The organism is Staphylococcus sp. 8AQ, assembly GCF_902506595.1.
GTDB lineage: Bacteria > Bacillota > Bacilli > Staphylococcales > Staphylococcaceae > Staphylococcus > Staphylococcus pasteuri.
The window spans coordinates 1806713-1821730 of record NZ_LR733871.1; the positions used below are offsets into that span (position 1 = coordinate 1806713).

Consider the following 15018-nt stretch of genomic DNA (forward strand, 5'->3'; position numbering starts at 1 on the left):
TTCTAATCATACTAAGCATAAATTTAGATAATAAAATGCTTAAATTCTTATTTAAATTACTCCACAAAAAAGGTCACTTATTGATGCTTTTCAACATCAGTAAGTGACCTAATTTTTTTATTTTATAAATAATATTTATCTTTAACTTCTAAATCATCAGTCAATTCATAAACAAGTGGTGCACCTGTTTTAATTTCATAACCAATAATATCCTCATCAGAAACATTTTCTAAATATTTGATTAATGCTCTAATGGAATTACCATGAGCTGAGACAAGTACAGTATTACCATCTAATAAATGTTGAGATATTTGATCTGTCCAAATAGGCACCACACGTTCTAAAGTATCTTTTAAACTTTCAGAATATGGCATCATACGATGATCTAAATGACGATATCTTCTATTTTTTAGGTATTCATTACGTTGTTCTTCACTTTCTGCTGGTGGCTGTACATCATAAGAACGTCTCCATTGATGAACTTGTTCTTCACCGAATTGCTCTTTAGCATCGTCTTTATTTAACCCTTGTAACGCGCCGTAATGACGTTCATTCAAACGCCAGCTTTTATTAACAGGAATCCATTGTTGTTCAGATTGAGCTAAAATATGTTGTGTTGTTTCAAGTGCTCTTGTTAATAATGAAGTATATGCAACATCTATTTCTAATTGGTTTTCTAATACTTTTTTACCTGCTGTAGTCGCTTCTTCAATTCCTTGTTCAGATAATTTCACATCTGCCCAACCAGTAAATAAATTTTTCGCATTCCATTCACTTTGACCGTGACGACATAATATAAGTTTTGGCATAATTTAACACCTTCCTATTTATATAACGAACTAACTTGGATGTTAGTTGATACAATTAATGATTTAAATATAAAATAGATGACATTCATTACTAAATGATGACATGATTCTATTTATATTTTTACTGTATATCTTTATTATAGAACGCACTTGTAGATTTTCAATCAATAACGTTTGCTTTAGCTTTTGTAACTTTTGAAATATTCCTTTTTAAATTTGAAATGCTTGTATTCTAACTAAAATGTGTGTCATTACCTTTTTATATTCATGTAACCTATGCAATACCTATAGATGATATAGTATGAACACACCTTAAGAAATAAACACAATTAAATAAGCTCAGACTGATATCCTTGGGATTATTTTTTTAGTCTGATTGAAATCACATACTAAAGGAGTTAACTATTATGAAAAAATCAATATTAGCAATTATCGCTACAGTTTCTATAGGGGCAACAGGTTTAGAAGCACATCAAGCACATGCAGCTGAAAATAATCAACCAACACAATGCCCACCTCAACAAAATCAATCGTTTGGTAACCAACAACAAGATAAGTCTTCATCAGTTTCTTCAAATTACCAAACAACTCAAACGTCTACACAAAGCACTAGTTCGGAGAGTAAATCATCATCTAGTGAAGATTCATCATCAAGCAGTGAATCATCAAGTGATGTCTATAAAGAATTTATAGAAGCAGGTGGCACAAAAGAATTATGGGATAGCGTAGTAATGCCAGAATCTGGCGGTGATCCAGATGCTTCAAACGGACAATATCATGGTTTAGGTCAAACGAACCAATCATGGGGCTATGGTTCTGTAGCTACTCAAACTAAAGGTATGATTAACTACGCAAAAGAACGTTATGGTTCAATTGATGCAGCTATTTCTTTCCGTGAATCAAACGGTTATTGGTAAGATTGCTTTATATAAATAACAACAAGCGCCAAACAGAAATCGACGTTGATTTCTGCTTGGCGCTTATTTTGTTTAAATTTCTATACTTAATTATGTATCTCATTACTTAAATTATCGTTCATATTAGGTTCGGGATGTACATATACAGAAGAAATTCCCTTTTCATGTAGATGATCTTCAACTTTATCGCAAATTAAATGTGCTTGACTAATGGATAAATTGGGCTCTACCACTATCGTAACGTCTAAGAAAATACTACTTCCATGATAACGTCCCTTAATACTTCTAACATCTAACACATCGTCCACTTCTAATATATCATTTCTGTATTCTTCCAAATCTTTTTCATTAAATCCATCACTCAATGTAAAAATAGACTCTCTAAAAATTCCAAATCCTGTATAAATGATAAGCAAACCTAGTAAGGTTGCTAAAATAATATCCACGATAGGAAACCCAATCTGAGTGAAAACCAAACCAATTGCTGTACCTATACTAACTAAACTGTCAGATAAATTATCTTTAGCGGCTGATTTTAGTGAACTACTTTTAGTTTTTTTTGCTAATTTTTGATTCACTAAAAATACACCTAGCATGATTAAACCACTTATAATACTTACTAAAATAGTAATTGGACTCGGTACATTTTTATCTTGTGTTAGAAGTCTTGGCGCATTTTCAATAACAACTTGTATACCTACAAACATGATAATAAATGAAACCAACAATGTAGATATATTTTCTGATTTTAAATGGCCATATGGATGGTTTCTATCAGCTGGTTTAATTGATATTTTTAATCCAATAATCACAGCAATAGAGACAACTATATCTGTCATATTATTTAATGCATCGGCTCTCACGGCAGCTGAATTAAAAACGAATCCTGTAACATATTTTGCTATAGATAATATGATATAAACGACTAAACTTAAATATGCACCTCGTTGTGCAATCTTTAAATTTTCATTTTGAGACATGACCTTTGACCACCTTGAATTCCTTTAGTAATCATAGTATGAATCATAAAAAATATTTTTACAACGTTTTTTAATTTCTATATTTTTTATATAATTAAGCTAATTATTTTTTTAGACTTCCCTAAAAAATTAACACTTTTCTATAGAATAAACACCATAGGGTAACATCAAGATCCAGTTAAGAAAAAGTATCCGAAACATTAAGTTTTTGGACAAGTGGAAAAGAGTGATTTTTATTGAAATAATATAGAAATTGTCTTTTTCATTATTTTTTAGTCTTTTAATATAAAATTACATATAAATACGTAGTATTTATGGCAAGACTCCCGAGGGAACAGTACTAGTTGAAGACCTTAGAAATTCTCACAGATTTATCTGTGTAGTATTTCTGGCTAAAACTGTACCATGGAAGGGACCCAACACAGAGAAACTGATTAAATCAGTTTCTACAAGCAAAGCAAGTTGGGCATAGCGTAGCCATACAATACGAAGTATTGACAAAAAGAAAGCACTAAGATGATGAAAATAGGTCATCTTAGTGCTTTTTATTTCGGGATTTATGTCCGTCTATTTTAATTATGTATTTCATTTTTAGCATTAATCTTTTAATATCCATTTAGATAAAATAAAGGTTATAGGTATCGTAATGATTAATCCCGCAAATGGTGCAATTTCTGACGGGAAATGAAACCACTGTACAAAAACATATAATAGTAACGTTTGCATTCCCATATTCACAATTTGTGTCAGTGGAAAACTTATAAATTTACGTAATGTTGGTTTCACTTTATACACAAAATAACAATTTAAATAGTAAGAAATGATGAAACTAACTAAAAATCCAGTAATATGACTAATTAAATAATTCACATCTAGTAATTTTAATAATAGTAAATAAACGATGTAGTAATTTAATGTGTTCAAGCCACCGACTATTATAAATTTAATAATCTCAATATGCGTTTGAGTTAATTTCATACTTAATCTCCTTCAAGTCTCGCCAAGCTTGAACCATAAGGTACTATTTTCAGCTTAACATTCTGAGGTATATCATAATACATTTTAAATGATTTGTGTTGCATATTAGAAGTTGGTGTGACCTTATTTAAGATATTTTCAAATGGTAACCTCTCTAACACGACAACATGTTTGTATCGATGTGTATCAAGTTGTTTGTTTATCATATCAATGCGTTGAATATTATTAAAATATATCACACTCATTGTAACAATAAAAATAAATGCCAATGCTATAGAAAATCCTTTTAAACCAATCCATATTGACTGACACTGTATTTTATATTGAGAAATTAATAATAATAAGTACAAACACCACAATACATAAATAGTATAAAAATTACCTGCCCCTAATGGAGATACTAATAATAACGGCAATGTTACCAGTGGTATCGATCCAAGTGCATAATAACCTAGATTCCTTATAACTTGTTCTTTAAAAATAAAACGAACTGAAATTACTAATGCTATAAAAAACCATCCACATATGAATGTGTTTAGCAACGCAACCGCTAATGAACCTTTTAATAGATTAAATTGAAGAAAATCATAAACAAAAAGTTTATAAAAAGGCAATATCGCTATACTTAATATTAGAAGTATCTTCCAATATAATTTCGCATGAGCAAACAACTGATTTTTAATAAGAAAACCAATTGTGATAAATCCAATCATACTTACAATTAAAAATTGATCGATAAATATATATTCTGGTATTTGCTTTAACAATGTATAACCTATTTTATGTTTTAACCCGAGTTTATCTGAGAAACGAAAATAACTATCTCCTCCTCGATAAATACTAATGTAAATAGGATTGATAAACATTAACATGGCACCAATTAAACTCAACATAAAACCTATAATTAAATAATAATTAAAATTACGATTTCTTATCATAAATACAATATTACCAATAAGTAATATCAATATATTGTAAAGGGTTATATTTTCTACAAAAAATTGCCCTAGCAATGTACAAATCAAGAATAAGACTATCCATTTTGTTGATAGCATTTCTAATTTATATATCGTTAATACGACAATAAATAATATAAATACAGAGATTAAAGTACTTGGCACATATCTAAAAAACCCATCAAAGCCCCCGTATGTTTCTCTGTAAATCACTCTTGGCATTATTAATAGTAATATAAATGATACTACGATATAAAAATTGAAGTGTTGCTGTTGTTGCTGTATTAGTGCTAGTAAATAGACAAGTCCAAATGAAATAATCGCATATAATATGTAGCGTAAAATATTAATCTTCATAGCTGTCATTGCTAATAAATGACATAAATACCTTCCATCCGTATATTCAATCATTTCTCTATAATTAGATGCTTTATTTACAACAGACCATTTAAAATCATCTGCTGACAAAGGCGTTAATATACTGATTAATAAATAAAATAAAAAAATGAAAATACATCCAACGTATAATTCATTCATTCTAAACTTTATCATGTTGTACATTTCTGGTTGTTCTCCCTACTCCTAATAATTACTAAGTTATTTTATTATACTATTATATAATAAAATTTTCATATAGACGTTTCCATAGTAGCAACGTTATCTCATATATAAATACTTATATTTTGTCTTTTGTTTTAACCTGACCTCTTATAAAATAAAGATAAATAAAACGATGAGAAAGTGTTGATTCATGAAAATAGTCATCGCACCAGATTCTTTTAAAGAAAGTATGTCTGCAAGACAGGCAGCCGAAGCTATACATCAAGGCTTTTCAAAAGTATTACCATCTTCAACGGTTTATGATCTGATTCCCATGGCCGATGGTGGTGAAGGTACTACTGAAGTTTTAATGGAAGCATTAAAGGCAAGTACTATTGAAGTTGATGTTAAAGATCCACTCCTTAGAGATATACGTGCACGGTACGCTTATGCACAACACAATCAAACTGCGATCATTGAAATGGCAGCCGCTTCAGGGTTAGATTTATTATCTACGAATGAGAAAAATCCAATGACAACTAGTTCTTATGGTACTGGACAACTTATCAATCATGCTTTAGAACAAGGCGCTAAAAAAATTATACTTGGCATTGGTGGCAGTGCTACAAATGATGGGGGTGTCGGCATGTTACAAGCATTAGGCGTAAAATTTTCAGATTCAAATCATAGTAGTATTGCACCAGGAGGCATTCATTTACTTGATATAGACAATATAGATATTTCACAGTTAAATCCAAAACTTAAAGACGTTGAAATTAAAGTTGCTTGTGACGTTACTAACCCTTTACTAGGAGACAATGGTGCTACTGCCATTTATGGCCCTCAAAAAGGCGCAACTGCAAAGATGATACCAAAGTTGGATACCGCATTAAGTCATTATCATGATAAGATAAAATTACAACTAGAAAAAGATGTCAAAGATGTACCTGGTGCAGGTGCAGCTGGCGGTATGGGGACTGCATTACTGGCTTTCCTAGATGTAGATTTAACTAAAGGCATTGATGTTGTCTTAGAAGAAACCCGTTTTACATCTAGAATTGAAAATGCCGATCTTGTAGTAACTGGTGAAGGAAAAATTGATAATCAAACAATATTAGGTAAAACGCCTATTGGTGTTGCTCGAGCGTCAAAACAAATCAATATTCCAGTTATAGCCATTGGAGGAAGTTTAGGAGAAAACTACGAAGCTGTTTATGATTATGGTATTGATAGTGCCTTTAGTATTATTAATCAACCCAGCGACCTTAAAAATGCTTTAGATAACGGATATGAACTTTTAACTAAAACAGCCCACAATATAGCCCGTACACTAGTGTTAAATTTGCCATTAAATTAATAATCCAGAAATGCCATTAAAAATGAGGTGGACAGTATGAAAAGAACTGATAAGTATAAAGATTCTTATCGATATGATGATCAATATCAAAATCATCGTAGACAAAGTGAAGAACGAGATTATAGAAACCAAAGCCAATATGATGATCGACGTGAATACAATGAAAACGAATATGAACAAAATCCAGAACGCTATTACAACGGTAGAGATTATAGAAGAGAACAAGAGCTACAGGAAGAAAACCAAAAAACACGTAAATCTAAAAAATGGTTGATAGCCATTATCGTTATTCTGTTAATTATTGTAGCTATCTTCGTAACCAGAGCTGTATTAAATCATAATAATGATAAAGTAAGTAATGATCCTGACGTATCACAAAACTATAAAAAAGAAGTCGAAAGTCAAAACGATGATATTAATAATAAAGTTGACTCAGCTAAAAATGATATTAAACAAAATAAAGATAGCCAATCACAAATCAACCAATTACAACAAGACATCAATAATTTAAAACAAAAAGAAGAAACAAACGCAGATTCTAAACTGACTAAATTTTATCAAGATCAAATTGATAAACTGAAAAATGCTAACACTGCTCAACAAAATAATGAAAATCAAAGTAAAGTAAACAGTATGTTACAAGATATTAATACAAAGTTTGATAGCATTAAATCTAAAATTGAAGAATTAATAAATGGCTCTAGCTCAAACGGTCAATAAATAATGTTGTAATAATTTAAAACCAAAATAACAGGCTTGTATTCCCTAATTTGATAGGTATATACAAGCCTGTTAGTTATTACATTTATATTCACTGCACGCTTTAAAAGCAAATTTTCCCCTTATAAATAATATTGATGATATAAAAAGTGAAATAACTACATACAAATATGTGTAAAACGTATATAATTTGTTCTATAAATTCTTAAAAAGGAGAACGCTTATGCAAAATTCAAGTGCCAAGCACTTTCCATTCATATTAATTATCATTTTTGGGGTGATGACGACTTTTGGTCCCTTATCAATTGATATGTATTCACCATCATTGCCAAACGTTCAACATGACTTTGGCTCAACAACTTCAGAAATTCAATTAACTACATCGTTTGCGATGATCGGCTTAGCACTTGGGCAATTCTTCTTTGGCCCGTTATCAGATGCTTTTGGTCGCAAGAAAGTCGCATTAACCATTTTAGTTATATATTTACTTGCATCTTTAATTGCTGTTTTTACAACTAGTCTATATTTCTTTTTATTCTTAAGATTAATTCAAGGATTAATGGCAGGCGGTTCTATAGTTATAGCCAAAGCTTCAGTTGGAGATAAGTTTAGTGGTGACGAGATGGCTAAAATGTTAACTTCACTTATGGTAGTTAATGGAATTATTACAATTATAGCGCCATTACTTGGCGGTTTTGCTTTAACGATATCTACTTGGAGAAGTATCTTTATCATCTTAACTATTATTACACTTATCGTCATTATTGGTGTATTCATGAAGATGCCACCATCAACTAAAGCTGAACAGACTACACTAAACTATTCACGAATATTTAAAGACTTTGGTACATTATTAAAAAAACCATCCTTTGTTATTCCAATGTTGTTACAAGGTTTAACTTATGTCATGTTATTTAGTTATGCATCTGCATCACCATTTATTACGCAAAAAGTTTATAATTTAACACCTCAACAATTTAGTGTTATTTTAGCCGTTAACGGTATAGGTTTAATTTTAGTAAGTCAAATCGTAGCATTATTAGTAGAAAAATTAAGCCGATATACTTTACTTATTTACTTAACTGTCATTCAAATTATAGGTGTAATACTGATTATTATTACATTATCTATGCACTTACCTATTTGGTTACTTATCATAGCATTTTTCTTAAATATAAGCCCTGTAACGTCTATAGGACCTTTAGGCTTTGCATTAGCTATGGAAGAAAGAACTGGAGGTAGCGGTAACGCTTCAAGTTTGTTAGGATTATTCCAATTTATTCTTGGTGGTGTTATTTCTCCTTTAGTTGGACTAAATGGCGAATTTGATCCGACACCGTATTTAGTTATTATTTCAATCACAGCAATCTTGTTAGTGTTATTACAATTCATTTATTTCAAACTTAATCCAACAAAATACCGTTCTTAAACTAAAAACGCAAATGTAAGGCATTAGTCAGGTTTAATATCTATTCTATGCCAAACACTTGCGTTTTTTATTATTTATTTTGCTCTATTGGTAACCAAAGTTCAGTTACATAGTTATCGTCTTGAGTATCGCCATTAGGATACAATTCGAAAAATGGCGCCTGTTTTAACTGAATATGTTCCTTAGGCAATAACTCATTATGAATGTGACGCATCGCATGTCTAATAGAATAAGGCACTTTACCTACTGCATTAACAACAAGATAGTCATTATCCTCTAACTGGTACGTTTCTAATCCATCATTAGGTGTTTTGTCACTAGGAACACCAATCATATAATTCATTTTTCCATCCTGTTGTGGTATACATAGACCAACTAAGCCTTCAAATGATTCATCACTTTTCTCTGACAATCTACAATCTAAACCTATTGTCGTCACATCTTCCCAAAAGTCCGGGATATTACTTTGTGCATGTCCCCCACTCTTAAATTGGCGTTTTACACCAATAAGATTAATAGCTTCCATACTTTTTATTTGATAATTCATTTTTGACTCCCCTTAAAAAATTCTGCTTTCTACTATTTATAACCTTTCTGATTCTGAAATAACATTAAAATGAACATTTCCAAACAAATAATTATCCAAAATATAAAGACTCAGTATATAATATTGAATACTATATAAACGTATATCAGCTTAAGGAGATTACCGATGAACAAAACGATTCTACCTGTTAAACCCATTAGCCAATTGTTTCCTATCCCTATGGTCATGGGATGTGAAGGCGTATCTGCTTCAATGATGTTTCAATTTAATCAACAGCCTATTAAAGCAACTGACATAATGAAAAATTGGCCAACACACCCAAATAACCCTTATAAAGGTTATGTAGGCAATCATTTGCTAGTTAAATTTGGCTACCATCAAACCATTTTTCCAGAGGCTTTTGTTCCATTTTTACAAAAATATAATTCAAATGTCATTAACGGTACAGGTACAAGTTTAGCCGAATTGGAAAAAATTATTGACCAACAACAACCAGTAGTTATGTATCATACAAGTTTAGGCGCTAAACCAATGCGTCGTAGTTTTAAATTTGACGGCTATAAAATTCGACTTGTATCAAATATTCATGTCACACTTCTTATTGGCTATGATAAAGACTACTATTACTACATCGATCCACTTTGGAGTCATATCAGTAAAGGAATTGTATTCCCTGCAATTATTCCAAATAGTAAACAAATCATTAAAATCAAAAAATCAAAAATGGAACGAAGTTTTAATTCGCCAGGCCGTATGTGTCTATATATTAAACCTAATAACTAAATCTCCTTAATTTATACCGTCATCATATTTTCATATAAATAGATTGACGGTATTTTAAATAATAAAGTCAACTAAAGTATGATTTATTTCCTGAGAAATATCATCTGTACGCCATTGACGCGGATAACCTAAACAAGGACAAATATATTGTATGTTATTTTCAATTAAATTTTTTCTAAAATGAACATGCCCCATAATACTATACTGAATATTGTTTTGTTGATAAATATGGTTAAAATCACTTGTTCCAATATATGCATTAAAGAAATCAAAAATGCGATGAGGTGTTGGCACGACAAAGGCTGGATGCGTAACGATATGAGTAACTAGAATAACTTGTCGATCGCCTATTGCTGCTATATCCTGTTCAACTTGATTAGCAGCTTGTAATGAACGCTCTCTATCTGATAGATTACAATCTATTCTTACTTTATCTTGCCAAGTTGCACCATAATGTTTTCCCTTTTGTAATTTTTCCTTTGAAAATTTTGTATCGGCAAAGGAATAATCGTACCATCCTGTATGACCAACAATTGCCCAATTTTCATTAATCATATATGGGCGCTCGATTAAACAATCTTCTTGTTGTTTAAATATTTCAAAAATCTCTTTAGAACTTTTATCTGTACTATCCGACCATAAATCATGATTACCTGGTACAAATAACACAGGCATTTCAAGTTTATTTTTCAAATCTTTAATAAATTGGATAGATTGACGATAATCATTTGAAATATCACCTGCAATAATAAGCAATTCGATTTCTCTCTTCATTATTACATTTACTAATGTTTCAAAATAATATTGTGAATTTAATTTTGGGTTTCGATCAACATGTAAATCAGAAATAGCCCCTATTTTCATTTTAGATTCCTTCTTCATATATTTTTCATTGCTATTCATTATTACACATCCTCATTTATATTTAAAATGACATTGTTTGGAACTTAATTTCACAAATCATTTCAAAAATGATTGACTTATCATTATAATAGTTATGTTTTCCGTAATTAATAACTAATGGTACTACCCCTGATTTACAGAATAATGTGATTTTTCAAAAAATATAAGTAATAATTATCATACAAAGCTTAATAAATGTATTTACTTATATTTTAAAAATTAATTGCTTTATTCCAAATAGTTCTATAGTATTAATTTTAAGAAAACGCTTTCATAAATTGTTTATTTTGCTTTCCTGAGGAGGAAAATTATGGCAAGACAACTGCATAGAGAGTTGAATAATAGACATATCCAATTAATTGCAATTGGGGGAGCAATTGGTACTGGACTATTCTTAGGTTCCGGACAAACGATTGCATTGACCGGACCTTCATTATTATTCACATATATGATTATTGGAATGATACTTTTTGCATTTATGCGTGCTTTAGGGGAATTATTATTAAGTGGTACACACTTTAATTCTTTTGTAGATATAGCTAATGAATATATCGGACCTTTTGGTGGTTTCGTCATTGGTTGGACCTACTGGATTTGTTGGATTGTTTCAAGTATGTCTGACCTAACAGCAATGGGACAGTATTTTGCTTTTTGGTATCCACAAGTACCCCATTGGTTAACCGTGTTATTCATAGTTTTAATCTTGATTTCATTTAATTTATTAGGTGCTAGATTATTTGGTGAACTAGAATTTTGGTTCTCTATTATCAAAGTTGTAACTATTGTAGCTATGGTAATTGTAGGTTTAGTATTAATCTTCTTTTCTTTCAAGACACACTACGGGCATGCGTCTTTTACTAACCTAGTTAAACATGGTGGTATGTTCCCGCATGGTATATTTGGGTTCTTAATGTCATTCCAAATTGCTGTCTATTCATTTATTGGTATTGAGTTGATTGGGGTTACGGCTGGGGAAACTAAAGATCCTCAAAAAACGATTCCAAAAGCAATCAATAATGTACCTATTCGAATTTTACTATTCTATATTGGCGGTCTACTTGTCATTATGTCTGTCATTCCGTGGAATGGTATTGATCCAGATAGCAGTCCATTCGTGAAGTTATTTACATTGATTGGTATCCCATTTGCTGCCGGTATTGTTAACTTTGTAGTTTTAACTGCAGCAGCTTCTGCAACGAATAGTGGTATTTATTCAAATAGTCGTATTCTATTTGGTTTATCTAAACAAGGCTTAGGACCGAAAGTGCTAAGTAAAACAAATTCAAATGGTGTTCCATATTTATCTATGTTCGTATCATCATTTACTTTATTAGTTGCAGCATTACTTAACTTCATCTTTCCAGATGCCATTCAATTATTTATATATGTCACTACACTATCAACAGTATTATTCTTAGTAGTTTGGGCAATGATTATTGTTTCTTATATTATTTACGTTAAAAAGAATCCTCAAGAACATAAAAATAATAAATTTAAATTGTTCGGTGGACAAGCAACTGCCTATGTCGTATTAGCATTCTTTGCATTCGTATTTATATTATTATTCTTTAGTGATGATACTAGAGCGGCTATCTTTATTTCACCATTCTGGTTTATCTTCTTATACTTTTATTATAAAAAGTACAAAAATAATGCTAAAGAATTAGCTGAGAAACAAAAATTAGCTGATAAAAAACATACTGAAAACCTATAATCTTAAGATTAATATAGAGTTTGCAAAGTTGATTTTGCTAACTCTATTTTTTTATATAACTTTGAAATTTACAAAATTTAAATGGTATATTTCATGTTAAAATAATACTTATTATTGATATAAGGAGATTAAGATGGAATTACTTGAAGCATTTTTAATATTTATATTTGCTGTTATATTAAGTGCAATCATTAATAATCGTTTTCCTAAAATTCCCACAGCGTTTATTCAGATTGCACTGGGTGCAGCCATTTTCACCTTACCTATTCCTATTCATTTTGACTTTGATTCTGAAGTGTTTATGATGGCTGTCATTGCACCATTATTATTTGTAGAAGGTACTCATATTAAAAGATCAAAATTAATGGAATATAGAACACCTATCATATTGATGGCAATGGCATTAGTATTCACAACAGTTATCGGTGTCGGCTACTTTATACATTGGATTTGGCCCGAGCTACCAATGCCTGCCGCATTTGCAATTGCAGCAATACTTTGCCCAACTGATGCTGTAGCCGTATCTGCTATAACTAAAGGAAAGATTTTACCAAAGGGAGCAATGTCTATTTTAGAAGGAGAATCTTTACTTAACGATGCTGCTGGTATCATTTCTTTTAAAATTGCTGTTACTGCCCTTGTTACGGGTATGTTCTCGGCAGTCAGTGCAATTGAACAATTTATAGTATCAACAATTATAGGGATATTAGTTGGTGTCATTCTTGGTATTTTAGTAGTGCAGTTACGCGTCTTTTTAACTGCAAATAAAGGTTTTAAAGATAATAATACTCTCACTTTTATCCAGTTACTTACACCATTCGTTATATACTTTATTGCCGAAGAATTACATGCCTCTGGTATTATTGCAGTTGTGTTTGCCGGATTAGTACATGGTTTAGAACGAGATAGATTACTTCGTGCTCAAACAGAATTACAAATTAACTATTCCCAGATTTGGAATACATTGAGCTATGCATTAAACGGTTTTGTATTCGTCGTTTTAGGGTTTATAGTACCTGAAGTAGTTATAGAAATTGTGAAAGTTGAACCAGATAATCTTAAATTTTTAATCGGTATTACATTGCTTATTTCATTAGCTATTTATAGCTTCCGTTTCATATGGGTCTTCTTATGGTATAAAGATTTTTATTATCCTAAAAATATACAACGTTATATTGAAGATGAAGAATTAGCAGAAGAAAAGCCACCAAACCGAATACTTTATTCATTTATCATGACTATGTGTGGTATTCATGGGACAATTTCTGTATCAATGGCTTTAACCTTACCTACAATGATGAGTCACCATCAAAACTTTGTATATAGAAATGATTTATTATTTATCGCATCATTAATGGTTTTAATTAGCCTTATACTAGCTCAAATCGTCTTACCTCTTATTACAAAATCGGAAAACAAAGATACTAAACAAGGTATGACATATCAAGCGGCTAAAATACTTATCATTCAATCTGTCATACAACAACTGAAAAAGAATGCTAAAGAAAATGAAAACATTGATTATAGACCTTTATTCAATCAATATTTCACTGAGCTTTCGTTCTTAATTAATGTAGAACCAGATAACAAAGATACTAAAGAACTACACAGATTAACCAAAATTGCTGAAGAAGAAGAAACAGCAACCTTAGAACGTCTTATTAATAAAGGGAAAATTACATCTCAAGAATTATCTAATTACCGAAATATTGTAGAGTTGAGTAAATCCTATAAAGAAGCATCGTTTATCACAAAATTCTCACGTTTCTTTAACATGATTTATTTAAGATTCAAAGCGAGAAAGAACTATAGAAAACACGCTGCCCATACCCTTTCTTCAGAAGTGCAAAATAAAAATAAAGATAAAGTTAACTCAACTCATCATGAGAAAATATCAGTTGAACAAAATAATGAAAGACACAAACCTTCAAGAGATCAAATTGAAGAAAGACGTACTGAAATGTTGAAGTCCTATAAAAATGAACTAAAAAGTGTACAAAAAATTATGCGCGTGGTGAATCATCAAATCACACTTAGATTACACAAAGAACAAAACAGTTCAAATGTGCTTGAAACATCACTTGTTGTGAACCAATATTATAATTTGATACGTACATTACGTAAAAGACAAAGTACCATTCAAAGTAGAAACAATAATGCAATAACTAATTTTTCTTCAGAAACACAATTGTCTTTACGTTTACACGCAATTTATACCGAAAGAAAATTTTTAGATGAATTAATTAAGCAACAAAAAGTCACATCAGAAATTGCTAAACAACTAAGAGAAAATATTAACTACAATGAAATTATTATTGCTGAAGAATCATAAATAAAAAAACCACAATGACTATTTATTCACTTATCTGAATATCAGTCATTGTG

The 15018-nt window shown here is 30.6% G+C and carries 13 protein-coding genes; 7 read left to right on the top strand and 6 right to left on the bottom strand.

Translation table 11 applies throughout. The features are described 5' to 3' along the window. Positions 1 to 122 precede the first annotated feature (122 nt). Positions 123 to 809, bottom strand: a complete 687-nt coding sequence (locus GVY01_RS09040) for a 2,3-diphosphoglycerate-dependent phosphoglycerate mutase (protein WP_017637715.1) — start codon at positions 807 to 809, stop codon at positions 123 to 125. 407 nt (positions 810 to 1216) lie between these two features. On the opposite strand from GVY01_RS09040, the gene GVY01_RS09045 reads away from it, so the two are divergent. Continuing rightward, complete coding sequence (locus GVY01_RS09045) at positions 1217 to 1726, top strand: hypothetical protein (RefSeq protein ID WP_017637714.1); 510 nt, start codon at positions 1217 to 1219, stop codon at positions 1724 to 1726. A gap of 86 nt (positions 1727 to 1812) precedes the next feature. Here the strand turns inward: GVY01_RS09045 and GVY01_RS09050 are convergent, their stop codons facing one another. The 3 genes from GVY01_RS09050 to GVY01_RS09060 all read right to left on the bottom strand — a co-directional run bounded on the left by GVY01_RS09050 (position 1813) and on the right by GVY01_RS09060 (position 5201). Beyond that, a complete protein-coding gene (locus GVY01_RS09050) occupies positions 1813 to 2706 on the bottom strand; it encodes a cation diffusion facilitator family transporter (protein WP_017637713.1) in 894 nt (297 codons plus the stop codon). A 597-nt stretch (positions 2707 to 3303) separates the two neighbouring features. Continuing rightward, positions 3304 to 3684 carry a GtrA family protein gene (locus GVY01_RS09055; protein WP_017637712.1) on the bottom strand — a complete coding sequence of 127 codons (381 nt, stop codon included), beginning with the start codon at positions 3682 to 3684 and terminating at the stop codon, positions 3304 to 3306. Positions 3685 to 3686: 2 nt separating this feature from the next. Continuing rightward, positions 3687 to 5201, bottom strand: coding sequence for a hypothetical protein (locus GVY01_RS09060; protein WP_108017157.1), 1515 nt, complete (start codon positions 5199 to 5201; stop codon positions 3687 to 3689). A gap of 190 nt (positions 5202 to 5391) precedes the next feature. On the opposite strand from GVY01_RS09060, the gene GVY01_RS09065 reads away from it, so the two are divergent. The 3 genes from GVY01_RS09065 to GVY01_RS09075 all read left to right on the top strand — a co-directional run bounded on the left by GVY01_RS09065 (position 5392) and on the right by GVY01_RS09075 (position 8686). Beyond that, positions 5392 to 6537: a glycerate kinase gene (locus GVY01_RS09065; RefSeq protein WP_017637588.1), complete on the top strand. Its 1146-nt coding sequence runs from the start codon at positions 5392 to 5394 to the stop codon at positions 6535 to 6537. Between the two features lie 36 nt (positions 6538 to 6573). Continuing rightward, entirely contained in the window at positions 6574 to 7257 is a 684-nt protein-coding gene (locus tag GVY01_RS09070) for a hypothetical protein (RefSeq protein WP_017637587.1), read from the top strand. Positions 7258 to 7480: 223 nt separating this feature from the next. Continuing rightward, a complete protein-coding gene (locus GVY01_RS09075; RefSeq protein ID WP_017637586.1) occupies positions 7481 to 8686 on the top strand; it encodes a multidrug effflux MFS transporter in 1206 nt (401 codons plus the stop codon). Between the two features lie 70 nt (positions 8687 to 8756). Here GVY01_RS09075 and GVY01_RS09080 read toward each other — a convergent pair whose 3' ends face one another. After that, positions 8757 to 9233 carry a GyrI-like domain-containing protein gene (locus tag GVY01_RS09080; protein WP_017637585.1) on the bottom strand — a complete coding sequence of 159 codons (477 nt, stop codon included), beginning with the start codon at positions 9231 to 9233 and terminating at the stop codon, positions 8757 to 8759. Positions 9234 to 9398: 165 nt separating this feature from the next. On the opposite strand from GVY01_RS09080, the gene GVY01_RS09085 reads away from it, so the two are divergent. Beyond that, the gene (locus GVY01_RS09085) at positions 9399 to 10016 is read left to right on the top strand and encodes a C39 family peptidase (protein ID WP_017637584.1); all 618 of its coding nucleotides are present in this window, start codon (positions 9399 to 9401) and stop codon (positions 10014 to 10016) included. Positions 10017 to 10070: 54 nt separating this feature from the next. Here the strand turns inward: GVY01_RS09085 and GVY01_RS09090 are convergent, their stop codons facing one another. Then, positions 10071 to 10880 (bottom strand): metallophosphoesterase, encoded by an 810-nt coding sequence (locus GVY01_RS09090; RefSeq protein ID WP_026083501.1) that lies wholly within the window; start codon positions 10878 to 10880, stop codon positions 10071 to 10073. A gap of 349 nt (positions 10881 to 11229) precedes the next feature. Here GVY01_RS09090 and GVY01_RS09095 point away from each other — a divergent pair, with 349 nt between their 5' ends. Further along, positions 11230 to 12633, top strand: coding sequence for an amino acid permease (locus GVY01_RS09095; RefSeq protein ID WP_017637582.1), 1404 nt, complete (start codon positions 11230 to 11232; stop codon positions 12631 to 12633). A 133-nt stretch (positions 12634 to 12766) separates the two neighbouring features. Further along, entirely contained in the window at positions 12767 to 14965 is a 2199-nt protein-coding gene (locus GVY01_RS09100; RefSeq protein WP_017637581.1) for a cation:proton antiporter, read from the top strand. Positions 14966 to 15018 lie beyond the last annotated feature (53 nt).

Excerpts from the sequence above, each read along its gene's own strand:
- GVY01_RS09095 (WP_017637582.1), top strand. The coding sequence starts at position 11,230 with ATGGCAAGACAACTGCATAGAGAGTTGAATAATAGACATATCCAATTA.
- GVY01_RS09100 (WP_017637581.1), top strand. The coding sequence starts at position 12,767 with ATGGAATTACTTGAAGCATTTTTAATATTTATATTTGCTGTTATATTA.
- GVY01_RS09075 (WP_017637586.1), top strand. The coding sequence starts at position 7,481 with ATGCAAAATTCAAGTGCCAAGCACTTTCCATTCATATTAATTATCATT.
- GVY01_RS09085 (WP_017637584.1), top strand. The coding sequence starts at position 9,399 with ATGAACAAAACGATTCTACCTGTTAAACCCATTAGCCAATTGTTTCCT.
- GVY01_RS09090 (WP_026083501.1), bottom strand. The coding sequence starts at position 10,880 with ATGAAAATAGGGGCTATTTCTGATTTACATGTTGATCGAAACCCAAAA.
- GVY01_RS09040 (WP_017637715.1), bottom strand. The coding sequence starts at position 809 with ATGCCAAAACTTATATTATGTCGTCACGGTCAAAGTGAATGGAATGCG.
- GVY01_RS09045 (WP_017637714.1), top strand. The coding sequence starts at position 1,217 with ATGAAAAAATCAATATTAGCAATTATCGCTACAGTTTCTATAGGGGCA.
- GVY01_RS09050 (WP_017637713.1), bottom strand. The coding sequence starts at position 2,706 with ATGTCTCAAAATGAAAATTTAAAGATTGCACAACGAGGTGCATATTTA.
- GVY01_RS09080 (WP_017637585.1), bottom strand. The coding sequence starts at position 9,233 with ATGAATTATCAAATAAAAAGTATGGAAGCTATTAATCTTATTGGTGTA.
- GVY01_RS09070 (WP_017637587.1), top strand. The coding sequence starts at position 6,574 with ATGAAAAGAACTGATAAGTATAAAGATTCTTATCGATATGATGATCAA.
- GVY01_RS09065 (WP_017637588.1), top strand. The coding sequence starts at position 5,392 with ATGAAAATAGTCATCGCACCAGATTCTTTTAAAGAAAGTATGTCTGCA.
- GVY01_RS09060 (WP_108017157.1), bottom strand. The coding sequence starts at position 5,201 with ATGTACAACATGATAAAGTTTAGAATGAATGAATTATACGTTGGATGT.
- GVY01_RS09055 (WP_017637712.1), bottom strand. The coding sequence starts at position 3,684 with ATGAAATTAACTCAAACGCATATTGAGATTATTAAATTTATAATAGTC.